The organism is Methylobacterium sp. 092160098-2, from assembly GCF_028920805.1.
GTDB classification, from domain to species: Bacteria; Pseudomonadota; Alphaproteobacteria; order Rhizobiales; family Beijerinckiaceae; genus Methylobacterium; species Methylobacterium fujisawaense.
Genome location: NZ_JAQPZJ010000001.1, coordinates 1,490,158 through 1,509,310 on the forward strand (window position 1 = coordinate 1,490,158; position 19,153 = coordinate 1,509,310).

Sequence of the window (19,153 nt, forward strand, 5' to 3'; positions counted from 1 at the left end):
GACACTCGGGACGCGGGAGGACCCCCGCACCTGACCCTGGCCATCGCGATCCGTCCTGACAAGCGCCGGCGCGGGGCGTCGGCGCCTTTGGCGGAGCCTGTCGCCCCGCGGCAACAATCCGCGCGGGGTCGGCTAGCCGGCCCGGACCATCGGCACGACGTTGTGCAGGGTCTTGTCGGTGCCGTCGAAGAACCGGCGGATGTTGCGCGCGGCCTGCCGGATGCGCTGCTCGTTCTCGACCAGCGCGATGCGGACATACTCGTCGCCGAATTCGCCGAATCCGATGCCGGGCGCCACCGCGACATCCGACTTCTCCAGCAGCAGCTTGGAGAATTCGAGGCTGCCCATCTCCCGGTAGCGCTCCGGGATCGGAACCCACGCGAACATCGAGGAGGCGGGCGACGGGATGGTCCAGCCGGCCTTGCCGAAGGATTCCACCAGCGCGTCGCGGCGCTTCCTGTAGATGCTGCGCATCTCGTGGATGCAGTCGTCCGGCCCGTTGAGGGCGGCGGTCGCGGCGACCTGGATCGGCGTGAAGGCGCCGTAATCGAGGTAGGACTTCACCCGGGTGAGCGCCGCGAGCAGGCGCTCGTTGCCCACCGCGAAGCCCATGCGCCAGCCGGCCATCGAGTAGGTCTTCGACAGCGAGGTGAACTCCACCGTGCAGTCGATGGCACCGGGCACCTGCAGGACCGAGGGCGGCGGGTTGTCGTCGAAATAGACCTCCGCGTAGGCGAGGTCCGACAGCAGGATCAGCTCGTGCTGCTTCGCGAAGGCCACGAGATCCCGGTAGAAGTCGAGGCTCGCCACGTAGGCGGTCGGGTTCGACGGGTAGCAGACGACCAGGGCGACCGGCTTCGGGATCGAGTGGCGCATGGCCCGCTCGAGGGCCGGGAACATCGCCGGGGTCGGCTCGGCCGGCACGGAGCGGATGACGCCGCCGGCCATCAGGAAGCCGAAGGCGTGGATCGGGTAGCTCGGGTTTGGCACCAGCACGACGTCGCCCGGGGCGGTGATCGCCTGAGCCATGTTGGCGAAGCCCTCCTTGGAGCCCAGCGTCGCCACCACCTGCGTGTCGGGGTTGAGGGTCACGCCAAACCGGCGCTGGTAGTAACCGGCCTGGGCCTTGCGCAGGCCCGCGATGCCCTTCGAGGCCGAGTAGCGGTCGGTGCGGGGCCGCCCGGCCGTCTCGCACAGCTTGGCGATCACGTGCTTGGGGGCGTCGAGGTCGGGATTGCCCATCCCGAGATCGATGATGTCGGCGCCCTGCGCGCGGGCGGCGGCCTTGATCCGGTTGACCTGCTCGAAGACGTAGGGCGGCAGTCGCTTGATGCGGTGGAAGTCGGTCATGGGCGTGTCCATCGGCGCGTCCCGAATCTGGCGTCTTTCGTCTGGGCCGGTCGCGCGAACCCCATGCTCTAGCAGAGTTGCGGGCCGCCGCCGACCCACAAATCGGTGCTCAAATCGGTGCTATTGCGGCGGCGCCGGGGCCGGCTTGATGGTGGCCGCAGCGCCCTGCCCGGCGCTCGCCGCCGCCCGGCCGCGGACCTCGTTGCGGCCGCGGGCGCTCTCCAGCTCCGCCTCCAGGGCCTTCTGGCCGGTGACCGACTTGGCCCGGACCGGGCGCTTCGGCGCGTCGACGCCCACCGGCATGAAGTCGGGCTGCGCCTTGCTGCGGGATTCCGCGACGAAATCCGGCGCGGCGACGGTCCGCGGCCCGTAGCCTGCATCGGAGGCCAGCGAGCGGACGACGTCGCCCGAGCAGGCCCCGAGCAGGCTGACCAGCAGCCCGAGGCCGGCCGTGCGGATCAGCGGCACGCTGCGGGACATGCGGGCGACAGGGTTCAAAATGGCACGATCCATCGTCACATGGGTTTGAAAAGAACGGCCGGATGTTTCGGCGACGTCCGCAACCGGGGTGGCGAAAGCTCTGGCTCGCTCCTTATTTTGTCGGAAACGAGGCCCGCGCGATCGGGTCGACAGACGAAACACAGGGAGGCACGTTTGACGAGTCCGCAGGCGCCGGATCGGACCGCCCCTCCGAAGTCGGTCTCGAACGGCGCGATGCCGGACGGCATGGCTGCTCCGATGCCGGATTTCGAGGCGCTGTCCCGCAATGCCGGACAGTTCGTCGAGGCGATGGGGCGCAATATCGCCCGCGCCCTCGGGCCCGAGGGACAGGGAGGCGCCCCCGGAAGCGAGATGAACGAGGCCGCCAAGGTCCTCGGACAGGTGGCCGAGACCTGGCTCGCCGACCCGAAGCGGAGCGCCGAGGCCCAGGCCCGCCTGTCGCAGGCCTTCCTGTCGCTCTGGGGCTCGACCTACCTGCGCCTGCAGGGCCAGCCCGCCGACCCGGTGGTTCTTCCGGAGCCCCGGGACGCGCGCTTCGCCCATGCCGAGTGGTCGACCAACCCGTATTTCGACTTCATCAAGCAGGCCTACCTGCTCGCCGCCCGCTGGGCCGAAAGCCTCGTGGACGAGGCCGAGGGGCTCGATGCGCACACGCGCCACAAGGCGCAATTCTACCTGCGCCAGCTCACCAGCATGCTCTCGCCGTCGAACTTCCTGCCGACCAACCCGGAGCTGATCCGCCATACCCTCCAGGAGAACGGCGCCAACCTCGTCCGCGGCCTGAAGATGTACGAGGAGGATCTACAGGCGGGCGGCGGACATCTGCGCGTGCGCCAGACCGACCCGAGCGGGTTCGAGGTCGGGCGCAACATGGCGGTCACCCCCGGCGAGGTAGTGTTCCGCAACGATCTGATCGAGCTGATCCAGTACGCGCCCGCCACCGAGACCGTGCTGCGGCGCCCGTTCCTGATGGTTCCGCCCTGGATCAACAAGTTCTACATCCTCGACCTCAATCCCCAGAAGAGCTTCCTGAAGTGGATGGTCGACCAGGGCCTGACGGTCTTCTGCATCTCGTGGGTGAATCCGGATTCCCGGCATGCCGACAAGGACTTCGAGTCCTACATGCGCGAGGGGATCGAGGCGGCCATCGACGCGATCGGGGTCGCCACCGGGGAGACCGAGGTCACGGCGGCCGGCTACTGCGTCGGCGGGACGCTGCTCGCCGTGACGCTGGCCATGCAGGCCGCCACCGGAAACCGGCGGATCAAGAGCGCGACGCTGCTCACCACGCAGGTCGACTTCACCCATGCCGGCGACCTGAAGGTCTTCGCCGACGAGGAGCAGATCCGGCAGGTCGAGGCCCGGATGGCCGAGCAGGGCTACCTGGAGGGCGCCCGGATGGCGAACGCCTTCAACATGCTCCGGCCGAACGACCTGATCTGGCCCTACATCGTCAACAACTACATCAAGGGCAAATCGCCCTCGGCTTTCGACCTGCTGTACTGGAATTCCGACGCCACGCGGATGCCAGCGGCCAATCATTCCTTCTATCTGCGCAACTGCTACCTCGACAACACGCTGGCGCAGGGACGGATGGTGCTCGGCAACGTCCGCCTCGACCTCAAGAAGGTGCAGGTCCCGATCTTCAACCTCGCAACCCGGGAGGATCATATCGCGCCGGCCCTCTCGGTCTTCGAGGGCTCGAAGGTGTTCGGCGGCAAGGTCGATTTCGTGCTGGCGGGATCGGGCCATATCGCCGGCGTGATCAACCCCCCGTCCAAGCCGAAATACGGCTACTGGACCGGCGGCCCGGTCAAGGGGACGCTGGAGGACTGGATCAGCGCCGCGGTCGAGACCAAGGGCTCGTGGTGGCCGTACTGGTTCCAGTGGATCGAGGCGCAGGCGCCGGAGCGGGTGCCGGCCCGGAAACCCGGCGGGGATGCGCTCCAATCCCTCGGCCCGGCGCCGGGGACCTACGTGCGCATGCGGGCCTGAGGCGCGCCATCCGCGGCGAACCGGAGCGGGGCACCGCCCGTCGCGGATCGCCCGGGGGAGCCGGGCGCCCCGCGCAGGCGCATCACCATTTCCGCACGAGGGGCGCGGGGGCGGGGGCGGGCGGCGCGCCGAACACGTAGCGGAAGCCCACCGAGACGATGTCGGCGCTGGAATCCACCACCCCCGCGAAGGCGATGTTGCCGACGTTGTAGTCGCGGCCGAGGCCCGCCAGGATCCGCGACCGGTCCAGGAAGAAGTGCGAATAGGCGAGGTTCAGCGTCAGCTGCCGGCTCCAGCGGTAGCTGGCGCCCACCGAGGCGATGTAGCGATCCCCGTCCGGCAGCCGCACCGAACGGTTCCGGAAGTCGATCGGCGAGGTCTCGTAGGCGAAGCCCGTGCGCAGCGTCAGGTTCGGCGAGGCGTCGTACTCGGCGCCGATCGCGTAGGTGAACCCGTCCTTGTAGTTGAGCGGCAGGGTGTTCACCGGCAGGCCGAGGGTCTTCGACACGATCCCGATGGTCCCGAGCCTCGACCAGTTGTCCCACTCGAAGCCGAGGTTCACCCGCGCCACCGGCGAGACCGCCTGGGTCAGGCCGACGCTCAGCTTGTCGGGGGTGTTCAGCCTCGCCCGGACCTGGCCGGCGAGCGGGGCCAGGGCGAGCAGCGGCACGCCGATCGAGCCGTCGATGTCGTGGTGCACCGAGGAGCGGTAGCCGATGCCCAGCACGGTCCCGTCGCGGGGCGTCAGCGTGGCGCCCGCGGTGAAGCCCACCCCCCAGGATTCCCCCTTGAGGAAGGAGCTCGGATAGGCGGTCGGCAGGAGGCCCGGGACCGGCAGCGCCTGCCGCAGGGTCAGGCGGAAATACTCGATGTTCGGCCCGGCCGCGATCGACAGCCATTCGTTGACCTTGAAGCCGATCACCGGGTTGATCGCCAGGGAGAAGATCCGCGACGAGCGTCCGTAGACCTCCCCGGCCCAGACCTGGTTGGGCTTGGTCACGAGCCCGAAGGGCGCGCCGGTCGAGAGGCCGAGCCACAGGCGGTCGTTCAGCTGGTACGAGGTCGCGCCCGCCGGCACGAGGGCGCCCTGACCGAGCTCGCCCGAGCCGCCCAGCCGCGCGAAGCCCGGATTGCTGCCCGGCGCCGGGCGGATCTCCGAGGACAGGCCGATATAGGTGAAGTTCTGCTCCGCGACGAAGCCCGGGTTCATCGTGATGGTCGCGGGGTTCCAGAACATCGACGACACGCCGCCCGATCCCGAGGCCGCACCCGCAAACGCCAGCCCCTGCGCCTGCGTGCTCTGCTCCCGCAGACCGAACGCCCCAGCCTGAACCTGCCCGGCACCGAGGATCATTGCCGTCGCCGCCAGCATTGCAGCGCGCACCGTTCCGCCCATCTCGTCCCCCAAGCGTTGTCGTTCTGGCGGGCGCCGAGGATTGTTAGAGCTTCATCAGGTGGCACCCTTTCGGGCATGGTGCCGGTTGCGGGGACTGAACCGCAATGACCAGGACGGCCTCAGGAGGCGAAAAGAAGATCCGTAGAGGCATCAGGATGCATTGTCTCATCGGGGCCGATGCCCGGCGAAGACCTGTTTTCGATAATTACGCACCCAACTTTTCCTCTTGCGCCGTGCCCTGAACAATAGATCCACTATCATCAGACCATGAACTTTTTTGCAGGCCTGTTGCTTGGCTGCGACACCCGGCGGGGCGCTGCGTGCGGACCGCCGGCCTTGCACCCGGGTCGAGGCCCGGCCATGGTCCCGGCGTCCGGCGCAGACCGGCACAGGGAAGGATGAGGAGTGCGGCCATGAAGCTCTTCCGGCACGGCCCGAGCGGCGACGAGAAGCCCGGCCTCGTGGATGCGAAAGGCGGCCTGCGCGACCTCTCGGGCATCGTGCGGGACATCGCCGGGCCGGCGCTGTCGCCCGATTCGCTGGCGCGCCTGCGCGCCCTCGATCCCGAGACCCTGCCGAATCTGCCGCCGGACGTGCGCCTCGGCCCCTGCGTGGGCGGCACCCGCAACGTCGTGGCCATCGGCCTGAACTTCGCCGACCATGCCGCCGAGACCGGCTCGCCGATCCCGGCCGAGCCGATCATCTTCAACAAGGCGCCGTCCAGCCTGTGCGGGCCGAACGACACGGTGATCATCCCCAAGGGGTCGCACAGCACCGACTGGGAGGTCGAACTCGCCGTGGTGATCGGGCGGCGCGCCAGCTACGTCCACGCCAACGAGGCGCTGAGCTACGTGGCGGGGGCCTGCATCTGCAACGACGTCTCCGAGCGCGAATGGCAGATGAACCGCGGTCCGACCTGGACCAAGGGCAAGAGCGCACCGACCTTCGGGCCGCTGGGCCCCTGGCTGGTGACGCTGGACGAGATTCCCGACCTGAAGAACCTCGCCATGAGCCTCGACGTGAACGGCGAGCGCCGTCAGACCGGCTCCACCGCCACGATGATCTTCGACGTTCCCCAGCTCGTCGCCTACACGTCGCACTTCATGCTGCTGGAGCCGGGCGACGTGATCACCACCGGCACCCCGCCGGGCGTCGGGCTCGGCATGAAGCCGCCGCGCTACCTCAAGGCCGGGGACGAGATGGTCCTGCGGATCGACCGGCTCGGCGAGCAGCGTCAGCAGGTCATCGCCTTCGACGACTGGACCGCCAAGGTCTCCGCCGGCGAGCCGACGGACTGACTGGCCGCGCCGCCGCCCGCATCCGGGCGGTGGTGCCGGTTCCAGGAACAGACACCGGTATCGGTGATCGTCCCGCGCTTCGGCCGGACAAGACTGCGACATCGGATTGTCCGCAGGCCCGCGCGCAGGGTCGGAACCCGAGCCGCCGACGCGCAAGGCGATCGAGATCCGGGCCGACACCGTCAAGCAGGCGGTGCGGGACGAGCCCGACCGGATCCGGTGGATCGCGGCGCAGCCCAATCGCCTCGCGCGCCTGGTCGGGGCCAGCGGCCGGATCCTTGGGGCCTCCGATCAGACTGGATCGCTGACCGGGCGGGCGTCCTGCCAGCCGGACGGTCTCACGAGCGGCGTCGAGCGGGACCGGCACGGGCACGGCCCTCCCCCGGATACCGGGCCGCGAGACGTCGCGCGGCCTCGGTTGGCACGGCCTCGAAGTCCAGACCGATCCGTCCGCGGGGAGTTCGGGCGCCCGGCCCGCTTGATTTCTGTCCGCCGATCCGGCTCAAACACCGGATGAGCGCGACTTCCCTTCCCGGTTCCCCGCAGCCCGACCTCGGCGACATCCGCCACGACTGGAGCGTCGCGGAGATCCGCGCGATCCACGACCTGCCGCTGATGGACCTCGTGTTCCGGGCGGCGCAGGTCCACCGCCGGCACAATGACCCGGCCGACATCCAGCGGGCGTCGCTCCTGTCCATCAAGACCGGCGGCTGCCCGGAGGATTGCGCCTATTGCCCGCAATCGGCCCACCACAAGGGCGCAGGCGTCGCCCGCGAGCGGCTGATGCCGGTGGAGACCGTGCTGGCCGAGGCCGCCGCCGCCAAGGCCGCGGGGGCCCAGCGCTTCTGCATGGGCGCCGCGTGGCGCCAGCCCAAGGACGGGCCCGAGTTCGACGCGGTTCTCGCCATGGTGCGTGGCGTGCGCGGCCTCGGCATGGAAGCCTGCGTGACGCTCGGCATGCTCACGCCCTCCCAGGCCGGACGGCTCGCCGAGGCCGGGCTGACCTCCTACAACCACAACCTCGACACCGGCCCGGATTTCTACGAGGACATCATCTCCACCCGGACCTACGACGAACGCCTGCAGACCCTCGCGAATGTCCGCGAGGCCGGGATCGGCGTGTGCTGCGGCGGCATCGTCGGGATGGGCGAGGGCGTCACCGACCGCGCCGCGATGCTCCAGGTGCTGTCCAACCACGCCCCCCATCCCGAGAGCGTGCCGATCAACGCCCTGGTGGCGGTGCCCGGTACTCCGCTGGAGGACCAGCCGGCGGTCGATCCGTTCGATCTCGTGCGCATGTGCGCCACGGCGCGGATCGTGATGCCGCGATCCCGGGTCCGTCTCAGCGCCGGCCGCAAGAGCCTCACCCGTGAGGCGCAGGTGCTGTGCTTCCTGGCGGGCGCGAACTCGATCTTCTACGGCGAGCGGCTGCTTACCACCGCCAATAACGGGCAGGACGACGACGCGGCCCTGCTGGCCGACCTCGGCATCCGGGTCGGCGAACCGGTCCGGGCCGCGGCGGAATAGGCCCACGGACGCCTTTCCGCTCGCGCCTTGCCGCTGGGACCTTGCCGCGCGCGCTGATGGGGTGGTGACGGCCGCCGCCCACGGCCGATCTCGTCAGCCCTCCGGCAGGACGATCCGGAAGCGCGCGCCGCTCAGCCCCTCGGCCTCGGAGGCATCGAGGGTGAGCGTGCCGCCGTTGATCCCGATCAGCTCGGCGGCGATCGGCAGGCCGAGCCCCGTGCCGCCGGAGCGCATGGAGCCCTGGAACGGCGCGAACAGGTTCTCCCGGGCGCGCGCCGGCAGGCCGGGGCCGTTGTCGGCGACCAGGATCGTGATCCGGCCCGGCGCCCCGCGGGAGGCCACGACGCGGACCGCAGCCTCCGGCACGGCGGCCCCGTCGAGCGCCTGCACGGCGTTGCGGACGAGGTTGGCCAGCGCCCGCGCCAGTTGCTCCGGGTCGGCCTGCACGCTCAGGTCGGCCGCCGCGACCTCCACGGAGACCGGATGCGCCGCCAGCGCGGCGAGATCCGGAAGCTCCGCGAAGATGGGCGCCAGCGGCGTGCTGGCCAGGAGCGGCGTCCGCTCGGAGACGCGCCCGTAAGCGAGCGTCGCCTCGCAGAAGCGGATCGCCCGGGCCAGCGTCCCCACGAGGCGCGGGGCCACACGCTGAACGGTCGGATCCTCGGTACCCTCCAGGCGATCGCCGAGAAGCTGCGCGCCGGTCAGCAGGTTGCGCAGCTCGTGGCTGATCTTGCTGACGGCGAGCCCGAGTTCGGCGAGCCGCCGCTTCTGGCGGAGCTGGTCGGCGAGGCTGCGCTGCATCCGCCCGAGCGCCCGCTCGGCCTGGCCGATCTCGTCGCTGCGGCGGGACGGGGCGATGATCCGCCCCGCATCCTCCGGATCGTCCGCGAAGACCGTGATGCTCGTGGCGAGCCGCCGAACCGGCCGCACGATGAGCACCTGCAGCACCACGAAGACGAGGCCCGCCGCGGCGGCCGCGATGATCAGCGAGGAGACCAGCAGGCGCAGGGCATAGTCGATCATGGCGGTGCGCAGCGGCGCCTCGTCGAGGAGGATCTCGACCCGGTCGAAGCCGATTCCCCCCTCCCCGATCACGCGGATCGGCTCGCGGACCGGCGCCACAAGGGTGCGCCACGCCCCCCGGATCGCCGACAGCGCTGTGACGTCGCGCAGATCGACGATGTCGGCGACCTGCTCGGGCATGGGCTCGATGGCGAGCAGGCGCTGGGCGCCACCGCCGCGAACCGCGATCGCCCGGGCATTCACCCCGGCCAGGAGCCGGCTCTCCAGCGCCTCGGAGACCGGCTCCCCGGTCCGGCCGTCGAGGACCAGGGCGGCGACCTGCGCGGCCGCCAGGCGGTCCGACATCCACTCGACCCGGTAATTGGCCACCGCCGGCACATAGGTCAGCACCTCGGCCACCACCACGAACGCGACGGTGACGAGGAACAGCCGCCCCGACAGGCCGAGGCGGGCCGTGCGCCGCTCCGGCAGATCGCGGCTCGGGGCGGACGCCGGCATCGCCGGTGCCGCGGCCTCATCGGACTCGACGGACACGCCGGTCACGCTCCGCGCGGGCATCGCGGATTCGGATCGGCGGAGGGCGGATTGAGAAAGCTCGAGCCGGGTCCGGCCTTCGCGGGATACATGTTCGCAAGCCACAGATTCGCAGGCGGCAATACAGGCTCTCGGCAGTGAGCACTATACGATATCCACCCGCAGGCGGTTGCATGTGCCCTCAGACACGGAAAAACACAGCCGGCGGAGGATTGCGTATCCCGGGCGTCGCTCTCAGCCGCGTCTGGCGCGCCGGCTCAGCAGCACGCTGACCAGGGCGAAGACGGCTAGCATCGCGAGGCCCGCCACCATCTTGGGCGTGACGAGGGCCCGCAGGGTCAGGGCGTCGTCGCAGCCGCCCGCCCCCGCCGCCAGGCAGGCCGCCTTGGCGGCTTCGTGGGCGGCGACGACGTCCTCGATGCCCGCTCCCGTGGTGGCGTACACGACGGCGCCGGGCAGCAGCCCCAGGAAGGTCGCGAGGACGAAGACCCGCATTTTCACCCCGAAGGCGGCGGGGGCGAGGTTGGTCACCCAGAACGGGAACAGGGGGAGGAGGCGCAGGACCGCGATATAGCCGAAGGCATCGCGCCGGAAGCCTTCGGCCAGCCCGGCGAGGCGCGTGCCGCCGATCCGCCGGAGCAGGTCGGCCCCCGGCCCCCGGCCGATGGCGAACACGAGGGCGGCGCCCGTGGTGGCCGCGCAGACCGCGGTGAGCGCGCCCGGCACGATGCCGAACAGGAAGCCGCAGACCATCGTCAGGATCAGCGTGGCCGGCACCGACACGACCACGGCCCCGACATAGAGGCAGTAGGCCGCGACCAAGGCGCGGAGATAGCCGGCCTCGACGAAGCCGCGCAGCCAGATCCGCGAGGCGAGGAGTCGGTCGAGGCTCAGGAGCTGGGCGGCGCCGGAGACCACGACGATCGCCGACACCGTCAGGAGCAGCACCAGCGGGAGCCAGCGCCGCAGCCGCTTCCAGCGTCCATCACGCCGCTCTTCGCCGACGGGCGCGTTCCCGGTCTCGATCACCCGGGCTTGCGCATCCGCAGGATCTTGAAGAACCCGCCCGGGAAGGTCGGCTTTAATCCCAGGACCTCGACGCCGTTGCGCCGGGCCCAGGCCTCGATCCGCGTCGCCTTGAAGTCCGACGACCAGCCGATCTTGGTGCAGAGCGGGGCCACGATCTCCTCGACCCGGGCGACCGGGCCGTCGCTCTGGCCGAAATGGTTGGCGAGCACGATGCCGCCGCCCGGCCGCACCACCCGCAGGAACTCGGACATCGCGGCCTCGGGATCCGGCACCAGGGTGATGAGGAACTGCGCCACCACGGCGTCGAAGCTCGCATCGGCGTAGCCCAGGTGGCAGACATCCATCACCTGCAGCCCCTTCACGTGGGACAGGTTCCGGCGCCGGACCTTGGCACGGGCGCGCTTGAGCATGTCCTCGGAGAGGTCGACGCCGCAGACGAAGCTCGATGTCGGATAGTAGCCCAGCGCCAGCCCGGTGCCGACGCCGGCCTCTAGGATCCGCGGCCCGTGCTCGGCCGCCGCCTCGACGGCGGCGCGGGCCGCGGGCTCGGTGAGCTTGTCGTAGACCACGTCATAGACGGGGGCCCAGCGGGCATAGGCCTTGCGCATCAGGGCCGTGCTCGGCCCGGCCATCTGCGGCTCGCTCAGCATCGTTCGAAGGTTCCAGAGGTTGAGATCAGGCGGCCTCGCGGGGCCGGGCCGACAACGCGTCGACACGCCGGATGGTGCCGCCACCCAGGACCCGGGCCCGGGGCCCGTCATCCGCGTAGATCGCGCAGGCCTGGCCCGGCGACACGCCGTCCTCGGGCTCGGTGAGAACGATCTCGGCCGTGCCGTCCGGCCCGACCGTGAGTGTCGCCGGGCGCGGCGGCCGGGTCGAGCGCACGCGCACCGCCACCGGCAGGTCGCGCACGGCCTCGGCCGGGCCCTCGCCGAGCCAGTTCAGGTCCGAGAGGCGGATCCGGGTCGTGGCCAGGGCTGTGCGTGGTCCGACCACCACCCGGGCCGCATCCGGCTCCAGGCGCACCACGTAGAGCGGTTCCGGCCCGGACAGGCCGAGGCCCTTCCGCTGCCCCACCGTGTAGTGGACGATGCCGTCGTGCCGGCCGAGGACGTGGCCGGCGAGGTCGACGATCTCGCCGGGCCGCGCCGCATCGGGGCGCAGGCGGGCGATCACGTCGCTGTAGCGGCCCTGCGGCACGAAGCAGATGTCCTGGCTGTCCGGCTTCTCGGCGAGCGACAGGCCGAGATCCTTCGCGAGCGCGCGGGTCTCGGTCTTCTCCAGCTCGCCCAGGGGAAAGCGCAGGAATGCCAGCTGCTCCGCCGTGGTGGCGTAGAGGAAGTAGCTCTGGTCCCGGGCCGGATCGAGGGCGCGGTGGAGCGCCCGGCCGCCGCCCGGCAGCGCCCGGCTCGCCACGTAATGGCCGGTGGCCAGCGCATCGGCGTTCAGGTCCCGGGCGAGGCCCAGCAGATCGCGGAACTTCACCGTGCGGTTGCACTCGACGCAGGGGATCGGCGTCTCGCCCGCGAGGTAGCTCTCGGCGAACTTTTCGATGACCGCGTCGCGGAAGCGGTCCTCGTAGTCGAGGACGTAATGCGGGATGCCGAGATGCTCCGCCGCAGCCCGTGCATCGTTGATGTCCTGGCCGGCGCAGCAGGCGCCCTTGCGGTGGCTCGCCGCGCCGTGGTCGTAGAGCTGGAGCGTCACGCCGACCACGTCGAAGCCCTGCCGCTTCAGCAGGCCAGCGACCACGGAGGAATCGACGCCGCCCGACATGGCGACGACGACGCGCGTCTCGTGGGGGGCTTTGGGAAGATCGAGGGCGTTCATCGCGAGGGTCCGCAGCCGCCGGCCCGGAAGCTTCCTGGCTGCACGGGCCGTCTATAGCGGGACTTCGCCCGGCTTTCCAGGGCGGCCAGCGCCGACACCCGGCAGATCCTGCCGATCGGGCGGCAGGTTCGATCAGGGCCGCGCCGCGCGCCGCGGAAGAGCACTATATTTTTCAGTCTCTTAGCGGGCCACCCCGGTGGCGCACAGCTTGCTGCGGGCGGCCCAGAGGAGTCCGGTATGGCGAGCGGTGCGGCGGATCGTTTGGATGTCACCACCTGGATTCCGTCCGCGCGGAGTGCGTCTGCCCCGCGGTCGGGCTGGGAGGCGGCGGGCGTGGCCGCCCGGGCCGGGGATTCGACGCAGGATCGCTTCGGCGCCGCCCTGACCGCCGCCCAGGCCCGCGACGACGCGGCGGAGACGCGCCCGCACGGCCGACCTGCGCGACCTCGCCGCGTCGGCCCGCACCCGACAGGCCGATCAGCGCGATCAGGCCCAGGCCGCCCGGGCGGCCGGCGACCGTGCGCAGGATTCGGCGCGACAGGCCGAGGCCCGCGCCGCGGACCGGACGGCCGACCGCGCCCGACAGGCGGAGGCGACGGCTCCGGCGGGGCGTACCGGCAAGGCCGACGCACCGCGCGCTGCCGCAGACTCACGCCCGGAAGCGCGGATGCCGGCCGCGGCGCGCGACACACAGACGGGCCAGGCGAAACCCGCCGCACGACAGGGCTCCGAGGCTGCCACGACCTCATCGGATCGCGCCTCCGCCACAGGCGACACGGCGGCTCCCGAGGCGGCGCAGGCCGAGACGACGGTGCAGGCTGAGACGACGGCGCCGCAGACGACGCCGCAGACGGCCGAGCCCGCCGCCCCGCCCGCCGGTTCGGACCCTGCCGCCTCGCTGCTGGCCCTCATCGCCGCGCTGACCGAGGGCGGCGCGGCGACCGGAACGGTCAAGACCGAGGCGCCCGCGGGCACCGGCGCGGCGACCGCGCAGGACGGCGGGACAGCGCTCCTCGGAACGGGCGCAGCCGTGGGCGCTCCCGGCAGCGGCGGGCCGGTCGGCAGCCCCGCGGGTGATGCCGTATCGGGCATCGCCGGCATCCCCTCCGGGGCGAAGGCGGCAGGCGCGGGCAACGAGCCGGGCTCGGTGGGGAAGAGCACCGTCCCGGTGGAGGGCCAGGCGGCCGGCGGCTCCGCGGTCGCGACATCGGACAAGGACGGCCAGGATTTCCTGACTGCCCTGGCCGATATGGGACAGGGCGCAGGTCCGCTCTCAGGCACGCCCCCGGCCCCGCAGGGCGGCCAGACGCCGCCGGTCCCGTCGAGCCCGGCCGTCGGCACGACGAAGGCCGCAGAGGGCACCGCTGCGCCGAACCAGACCGCCGCGCCGGTCCAGACCGATCCGCCCATCCCCATCGGCCAAGTGCCGATGACCATCGGCCTGCGCTCCCTGCGCGGATCGAACGAGTTCCAGATCCGGCTCGATCCGGCCGAACTCGGGCGCATCGACGTCAAGCTGGAGATCGACAAGGCGCATGGCCGGGTCATGACCCACCTCGTGGTCGACCGGCCCGAGACCCTGGCCCTGCTCCAGCGCGACGCCGGCCAGCTGCAACAGGCGCTGTCCCAGGCGGGATTCGACCCCTCGGGCGGCGGAATCAACCTGTCGCTGCGGGGCGACGGAAGCGCCCAGGGCGGCAGCGGCGGCCAGCAGGGGGATTCCCCCCGCAGCAACGGGGCGAACTGGTCCCAGGATCAGGCCGAGGCCTCCCAGGACATCGCCCCGATCCGCCTTCTGCGCGGCTACGGCGGCGTCGACATGAGAATCTAGGCGGCGCGCGCAAGCGCCCGCATCGCGAACCGACACAGACACAGCGCGCATCCAGGCCCGCGCCAGGGCGCAGCACCGGAGAGATCAGCATGACGAGCGGCATATCCAGCCTCACCAGCACGACGGCGACGAAGAGCGCGTCGTCGAGCAGCAGCAGCGGCAACTCCACCGAGATCGCCAGCAACTTCACGCAGTTCCTGACTCTGCTGACCACGCAGCTCAAGAATCAGAACCCCCTCGATCCGATGGACACCAATCAGTTCACCCAGCAGCTGGTCCAGTTCGCCGGCGTCGAGCAGCAGCTCAAATCGAACGACCGCCTCGACAGCATCCTGAGCGCGTCGCAATCGGCGAGTTCGGCCTCGGCCACGAGCTACATCGGCAAGACCGTGACGGCGGATGGAAGCGCGTCGCAGCTGTCCAAGGGCTCGGCCTCCTGGACACTGACGCCCGCCCGGGCCGCCTCCAAGGCGGTGATCTCGATCCTCGATTCCCAGAACAACGTCGTGGCCACGCAGAGCACGACGCTGACCGCCGGAAGCCAGGCCTACACGTGGAACGGCAAGACCTCCGCGGGCCTGACCGCGCCGGATGGGAACTATTCGATCAAGGTCTCGGCCACCGACGCCACCGGCGCCACCGTGGCGGTCGACACGAGCCTCACCGGCACCGTCGACGAGGTCGATCTCAGCGGGACGACACCGGTGCTGATCATCGGCTCCCAGAAAGTGCCGCTGTCCAGCGTGCAGACCATCGGGTTGTCCACAAGTGGCACTTAACGAATCACATCCGAGTGACTCGCTTCAACATCTCTTAAGCGGGCGCAAGTACCTTCAATGCTCGACAGGTCAGTCGAGTGTAGAGCGTATCATGACCGAACCGAGCCGCCCGAGAGTGAAGTACGTGATCGGGCCCGACGGCAGCCCCCTGACGATCGCGGATCTTCCGCCCCCGAGCACCCGTCGCTGGGTGATCCGGCGCAAGGCCGAGGTCGTGGCCGCGGTGCGCGGCGGCCTTCTCAGCCTGGAGGAGGCGTGCAAGCGCTACACGCTGACCACCGAGGAATTCCTCAGCTGGCAGTTCTCCATCGACCAGCACGGTCTCGCCGGCCTGCGGACGACGCGGATCCAGCATTACCGCCACTGATTATCCGACGCCTCTGTCGGGCGCCATCGTTCCGGGATGCTGCAGACGCCCCCGGAACCCCAACACGACCGAGGGTGCCGAAACCCGGCGCGTCGGCGGCTCTGGATGACGGGCTCCGCTTCGCAATCCTGGACTGACGCGATGGCCTCACTCCCGCAGCGACCACGTCGACGGCGCCGGTGGGGTGGATCGCCCGAATCCGAGAACCCACGAAGCCGCGTCCGGATTCCGGGCGCGGCTTCGTGCTGTTCCGGCGCCCGCCTTCGGAGCCCGGTTGCGCGGCATTAACGCCTCGCTAACCACGACCTGGGCAATTTCTGCCGAGCGGGCCGCCGGGGTCCGCCAGCGTTAGAGTGCAGCGAATCCTCCCGTGAAGCCGGTCCTCGATCTCGTCACGAAGTTCGGACCGGCCCGAATCGCCGCCATGGCGGCGGTGACGCTGACCCTCATCGGCTTCTTCGCGTTCATCATCCTGCGGGTCTCGCGCCCCGATATGGGCGTGCTGTTCTCCGACCTGTCGATGCAGGACTCGGCCTCCGTGGTCCGCGAGCTGGACAGCCGCGGAATCCGCTACGAGACCCGGGGCGATGCCGGGCAGACGATCCTGGCTCCCCGCCCCGACCTCGCCAAGCTGCGCATGGATCTGGCCGGCAAGGGGCTGCCGACCCAGGCCGGGGTCGGCTACGAGATCTTCGACAAGGGCGATGCGTTCTCGTCCACCAACTTCGTGCAGAACGTGAATCACCTGCGCGCCCTGGAGGGCGAGCTGGCCCGCTCGATCCGGGCGATCGGCCGGGTCCAGGCGGCCCGGGTCCACCTCGTCCTGCCGGAGCGCCGCCTGTTCGAGCGCGACCGGGAGAGCCCGAGCGCCGCCATCGTGCTGAAGCTGATGGGCGACCTCGACGCCGGGCAGGTTCGGGCGATCCGCCATCTCGTGGCCTCCGCGGTCGAAGGCCTCAAGCCCGACCGGGTCTCGATCGTCGACGAGCGCGGCCGGCTGCTGGCGGACGGCGCCCGGGACGCGGGGACCGACGTCGCCAGCGGCTTCGAGGACCGGCAGGCCGCCCTCGAACGGCGCCTGCGCGGCCAGATCGAGGACGTGGTCGCCGGGATCGTCGGCACCGGCCGGGCCCGCGTCCAGGTCAACGCCGAACTCGACCTCAACCGGATCGAAAGCCGCTCCGAGACCTTCGATCCCGAGAGCCGCGTCGTGCGCTCCGCCCAGACCCGCACCGAATCGGCGGTCACCGGCAATGCCGAGGGGCAGGTCAGCGTCGGCAACGAGCTGCCCGGCGCCAATGGCGGCGACAAGGCGCCCACGCCGAAGGACGCGACGAACAAGAACGAGGAGACCACGAACTACGAGATCTCCCGCGTGACGAAGACCGAGATCGCCGAGGGCGGCCGGATCAAGCGCCTGTCGGTCGCCGTCGTCCTCGACGGGGTGTACGCCACCGCGCCCGACGGAAAGCAGACCTACAGCCCGCGCACGCCCGCCGAGATCGAGCGGATCACCGCCCTGGTCCGCGGCGCGGTCGGCTTCGACAAGGCCCGCGGCGACCAGATCGAGGTGGTGAACCTGCGCTTCGCGGAGGCGCCGAGCGTGCCGCAATTCACCGAGCCCACGCTCATCCAGTCGCTGCTCGCCCCCACCAAGGAGGACGTGCTGCGGATGGCCGAACTCGCCGTCCTGGCGCTGCTCACCCTCATCGTCCTCCTCACGGTGGTCCGCCCCCTGGTGCGCCAGGTGCTCGCGCCGGTGCCTGAGGCGCCGGCTCTGGCCGCGGCCGGCATGGGCTTTCCCGGCGACGCCGTGGTTGCGGGTCCGAGCGGGACCGTGACGGTCATCGACCGCGACAATCCGACCGCGCGGCTGATGGAGTTCGCCAAGATCAACGGCCAGGTCCAGGCCGAGACGGTCCAGCGCGTGGTCGACATGGTCCGGGCGAGCCCGTCCGAGACCGTCGAGGTGCTGCGCACCTGGATCCAGGAAGAGTGAAGCGTAGGGCGTCGAGGGCAACACGATGGCGGCAGGTGCGGGACAGGGTTTGGCGAACACGCTGGCGACGGCGGGCGGCGATTCGTTCGCGGCGATGCCCGGTCCGCAGCGCGCCGCCGCGCTCCTGCTGATGCTCGGTGAGGAGGAAGGCGCGCCGATCTGGCAGGCGCTCGAAGAGGAGGAGATCAAGAAGGTCAGCGCCGCGATGGTCCAGCTCGGCACGCTGGAGGCGACGACCGTCGAGAAGCTGATCATCGAATTCGTGACGAAGCTCGGCAACAGCGGCGGCATCTCGTCGAATTTCGAGCGGACCGAGGCGCTGCTCCTCAAGATCTTCCCGAGCGATCAGGTCTCGCTGATCATGGCGGAGATCAAGGGCGCGTCGGGCAAGCGCGTCTGGGCCTCGATCGCCCAGGTCGACCCGGAGATCCTCGCCTCGTTCCTGCGCAACGAGTACCCGCAGACCGTGGCGGTGGTGCTGTCGCGGGTGCGGGCCGACTACGCCGCCAAGGTGCTCACCATCCTGCCCGAGGATTTCGCCATCGACTGCCTCAACCGGATGCTGCGCATGGAGACAGTGCAGAAGGAGGCGCTGCGCCACATCGAGGAGACCCTGCGGGTCGAGTTCGTCTCCACCATCGCCCAGACCCAGCGCCGCGACGCCCACGAGATGATGGCCGACGTGTTCAACGCCTTCGACCGGCAGACGGAAGGCCGCTTCCTCGCCGCCCTGGACCAGGCCAACCGCGGCTCGGCCAAGCGCATCCGCGAGCTGATGTTCACCTTCGAGGACCTGCTGAAGCTCGATCCCGGCAGCGTCCAGACGCTGATGCGCTCGGTCGACAACGACACCCTGTGCCGCGCCCTGAAGGGCGGCAACGAGAGGACCCGGGCCTTCTTCATGCAGCAGATGTCGACCCGGGCTGCCAAGAACCTCACCGACGAGATGGCCGCCCTCGGGCCGGTCCGGCTCAAGGAGGTCGACGAGGCCCAGGCGAAGATGACCGAGATCGCCAAGGACCTCGCCGAGAAGGGCGAGATCATGATCGCCAAGAATAGCGCCGAGGAGGAGCTGGTCTATTGAGCGCCCAATCCGCCCGGAGCGCCAAGCCGTTCCTGTTCGAGACCGATTTCCGCAGCGCCCGCCCGAGCGCCGAGGCCCAGCGCGCCGCCGAGGCCGCGCTCCGCGCCGAGGCCGAGGCGCATGCCCGCGGCCTGCAGGAGGGACGCGCCCAGGCCGAGGCGCAGGTCCAGGGGCGGCTCGCCGACGCCATGACCCGCCTGGCGCTCGCCGCCGCGGGCCTGATCGCCCAGGCCGACGCCCGCGACACCGAGCGCGAGGCGCAAGCGGTCGAGGTGGCCATGCTGATCGCCCGCAAGGTGGCGGGCGACGCCCTCGATGCCGCCCCGCTCGCCGGCATCGGCGAGGCGGCCCGGACGGCGCTCCAGCATCTGCGCGGCGTGCCGCACTTGGTGGTGCGGGTGCACGACAGCCTCGTCGAGGAGGTCGAGACCCTGGTGAAGCGCCTCGCCCGCGAGCGCGGCTACGAGGGCCGCCTCGTCGTCCTCGGCGACCCCGACATGGCGGCGGGCGACGCCCGCATCGAGTGGGCGGACGGCGGCATCGTCCGCGAGCGCGCCCGCATCGAGGCGGCGGTGCTGGACGCCCTCGGCCTGCCGACGAGCCTGTGAGG

At 70.8% G+C, this 19,153-nt stretch carries 16 protein-coding genes; 9 read left to right on the forward strand and 7 right to left on the reverse strand.

The features are described 5' to 3' along the window. Nucleotides 1-132 precede the first annotated feature (132 nt). Both PQI07_RS06975 and PQI07_RS06980 read right to left on the reverse strand, forming a co-directional pair. The gene (locus PQI07_RS06975; RefSeq protein ID WP_043357422.1) at nt 133-1,350 is read right to left on the reverse strand and encodes an LL-diaminopimelate aminotransferase; all 1,218 of its coding nucleotides are present in this window, start codon (nt 1,348-1,350) and stop codon (nt 133-135) included. A 120-nt stretch (nt 1,351-1,470) separates the two neighbouring features. Next, nucleotides 1,471-1,848: a hypothetical protein gene (locus tag PQI07_RS06980; RefSeq protein WP_236952783.1), complete on the reverse strand. Its 378-nt coding sequence runs from the start codon at nt 1,846-1,848 to the stop codon at nt 1,471-1,473. A 216-nt stretch (nt 1,849-2,064) separates the two neighbouring features. On the opposite strand from PQI07_RS06980, the gene PQI07_RS06985 reads away from it, so the two are divergent. Continuing rightward, complete coding sequence (locus PQI07_RS06985; RefSeq protein ID WP_274927689.1) at nt 2,065-3,846, forward strand: PHA/PHB synthase family protein; 1,782 nt, start codon at nt 2,065-2,067, stop codon at nt 3,844-3,846. 82 nt (nt 3,847-3,928) lie between these two features. Here PQI07_RS06985 and PQI07_RS06990 read toward each other — a convergent pair whose 3' ends face one another. Further along, entirely contained in the window at nt 3,929-5,242 is a 1,314-nt protein-coding gene (locus tag PQI07_RS06990) for an OmpP1/FadL family transporter (RefSeq protein ID WP_274927690.1), read from the reverse strand. Between the two features lie 413 nt (nt 5,243-5,655). Between PQI07_RS06990 and PQI07_RS06995 the strand changes: the two genes are divergently transcribed. Then, nucleotides 5,656-6,540 carry a fumarylacetoacetate hydrolase family protein gene (locus tag PQI07_RS06995; protein WP_274926338.1) on the forward strand — a complete coding sequence of 295 codons (885 nt, stop codon included), beginning with the start codon at nt 5,656-5,658 and terminating at the stop codon, nt 6,538-6,540. 513 nt (nt 6,541-7,053) lie between these two features. Further along, complete coding sequence (gene bioB, locus PQI07_RS07000) at nt 7,054-8,067, forward strand: biotin synthase BioB (protein ID WP_043386070.1); 1,014 nt, start codon at nt 7,054-7,056, stop codon at nt 8,065-8,067. A gap of 93 nt (nt 8,068-8,160) precedes the next feature. Here the strand turns inward: bioB and PQI07_RS07005 are convergent, their stop codons facing one another. The 4 genes from PQI07_RS07005 to mnmA form a co-directional block, all read right to left on the reverse strand. After that, the gene (locus tag PQI07_RS07005) at nt 8,161-9,648 is read right to left on the reverse strand and encodes a sensor histidine kinase (RefSeq protein ID WP_043357428.1); all 1,488 of its coding nucleotides are present in this window, start codon (nt 9,646-9,648) and stop codon (nt 8,161-8,163) included. A 210-nt stretch (nt 9,649-9,858) separates the two neighbouring features. Then, entirely contained in the window at nt 9,859-10,653 is a 795-nt protein-coding gene (locus PQI07_RS07010; RefSeq protein WP_053610826.1) for a TVP38/TMEM64 family protein, read from the reverse strand. Then, entirely contained in the window at nt 10,650-11,303 is a 654-nt protein-coding gene (locus PQI07_RS07015; protein WP_043357432.1) for a class I SAM-dependent methyltransferase, read from the reverse strand. Before PQI07_RS07015 ends, PQI07_RS07010 begins: the two co-directional genes overlap by 4 nt. 25 nt (nt 11,304-11,328) lie before the next feature. Then, a complete protein-coding gene (gene mnmA / locus PQI07_RS07020) occupies nt 11,329-12,483 on the reverse strand; it encodes a tRNA 2-thiouridine(34) synthase MnmA (RefSeq protein ID WP_043357434.1) in 1,155 nt (384 codons plus the stop codon). A 667-nt stretch (nt 12,484-13,150) separates the two neighbouring features. On the opposite strand from mnmA, the gene PQI07_RS07025 reads away from it, so the two are divergent. The 6 genes from PQI07_RS07025 to PQI07_RS07050 all read left to right on the forward strand — a co-directional run bounded on the left by PQI07_RS07025 (nt 13,151) and on the right by PQI07_RS07050 (nt 19,151). Beyond that, a complete protein-coding gene (locus PQI07_RS07025; protein ID WP_274926339.1) occupies nt 13,151-14,314 on the forward strand; it encodes a flagellar hook-length control protein FliK in 1,164 nt (387 codons plus the stop codon). A gap of 89 nt (nt 14,315-14,403) precedes the next feature. Next, complete coding sequence (locus PQI07_RS07030; protein ID WP_043386058.1) at nt 14,404-15,093, forward strand: flagellar hook assembly protein FlgD; 690 nt, start codon at nt 14,404-14,406, stop codon at nt 15,091-15,093. Between the two features lie 91 nt (nt 15,094-15,184). Further along, nucleotides 15,185-15,460, forward strand: coding sequence for a CtrA inhibitor SciP (sciP, locus tag PQI07_RS07035; protein WP_007569077.1), 276 nt, complete (start codon nt 15,185-15,187; stop codon nt 15,458-15,460). Nucleotides 15,461-15,830: 370 nt separating this feature from the next. Continuing rightward, nucleotides 15,831-17,459 carry a flagellar basal-body MS-ring/collar protein FliF gene (gene fliF, locus PQI07_RS07040; protein WP_043347402.1) on the forward strand — a complete coding sequence of 543 codons (1,629 nt, stop codon included), beginning with the start codon at nt 15,831-15,833 and terminating at the stop codon, nt 17,457-17,459. Between the two features lie 25 nt (nt 17,460-17,484). Next, the gene (locus PQI07_RS07045) at nt 17,485-18,543 is read left to right on the forward strand and encodes a flagellar motor switch protein FliG (protein ID WP_043347401.1); all 1,059 of its coding nucleotides are present in this window, start codon (nt 17,485-17,487) and stop codon (nt 18,541-18,543) included. Further along, entirely contained in the window at nt 18,540-19,151 is a 612-nt protein-coding gene (locus PQI07_RS07050) for a FliH/SctL family protein (RefSeq protein ID WP_043347399.1), read from the forward strand. Before PQI07_RS07045 ends, PQI07_RS07050 begins: the two co-directional genes overlap by 4 nt. Nucleotides 19,152-19,153: the final 2 nt, after the last annotated feature.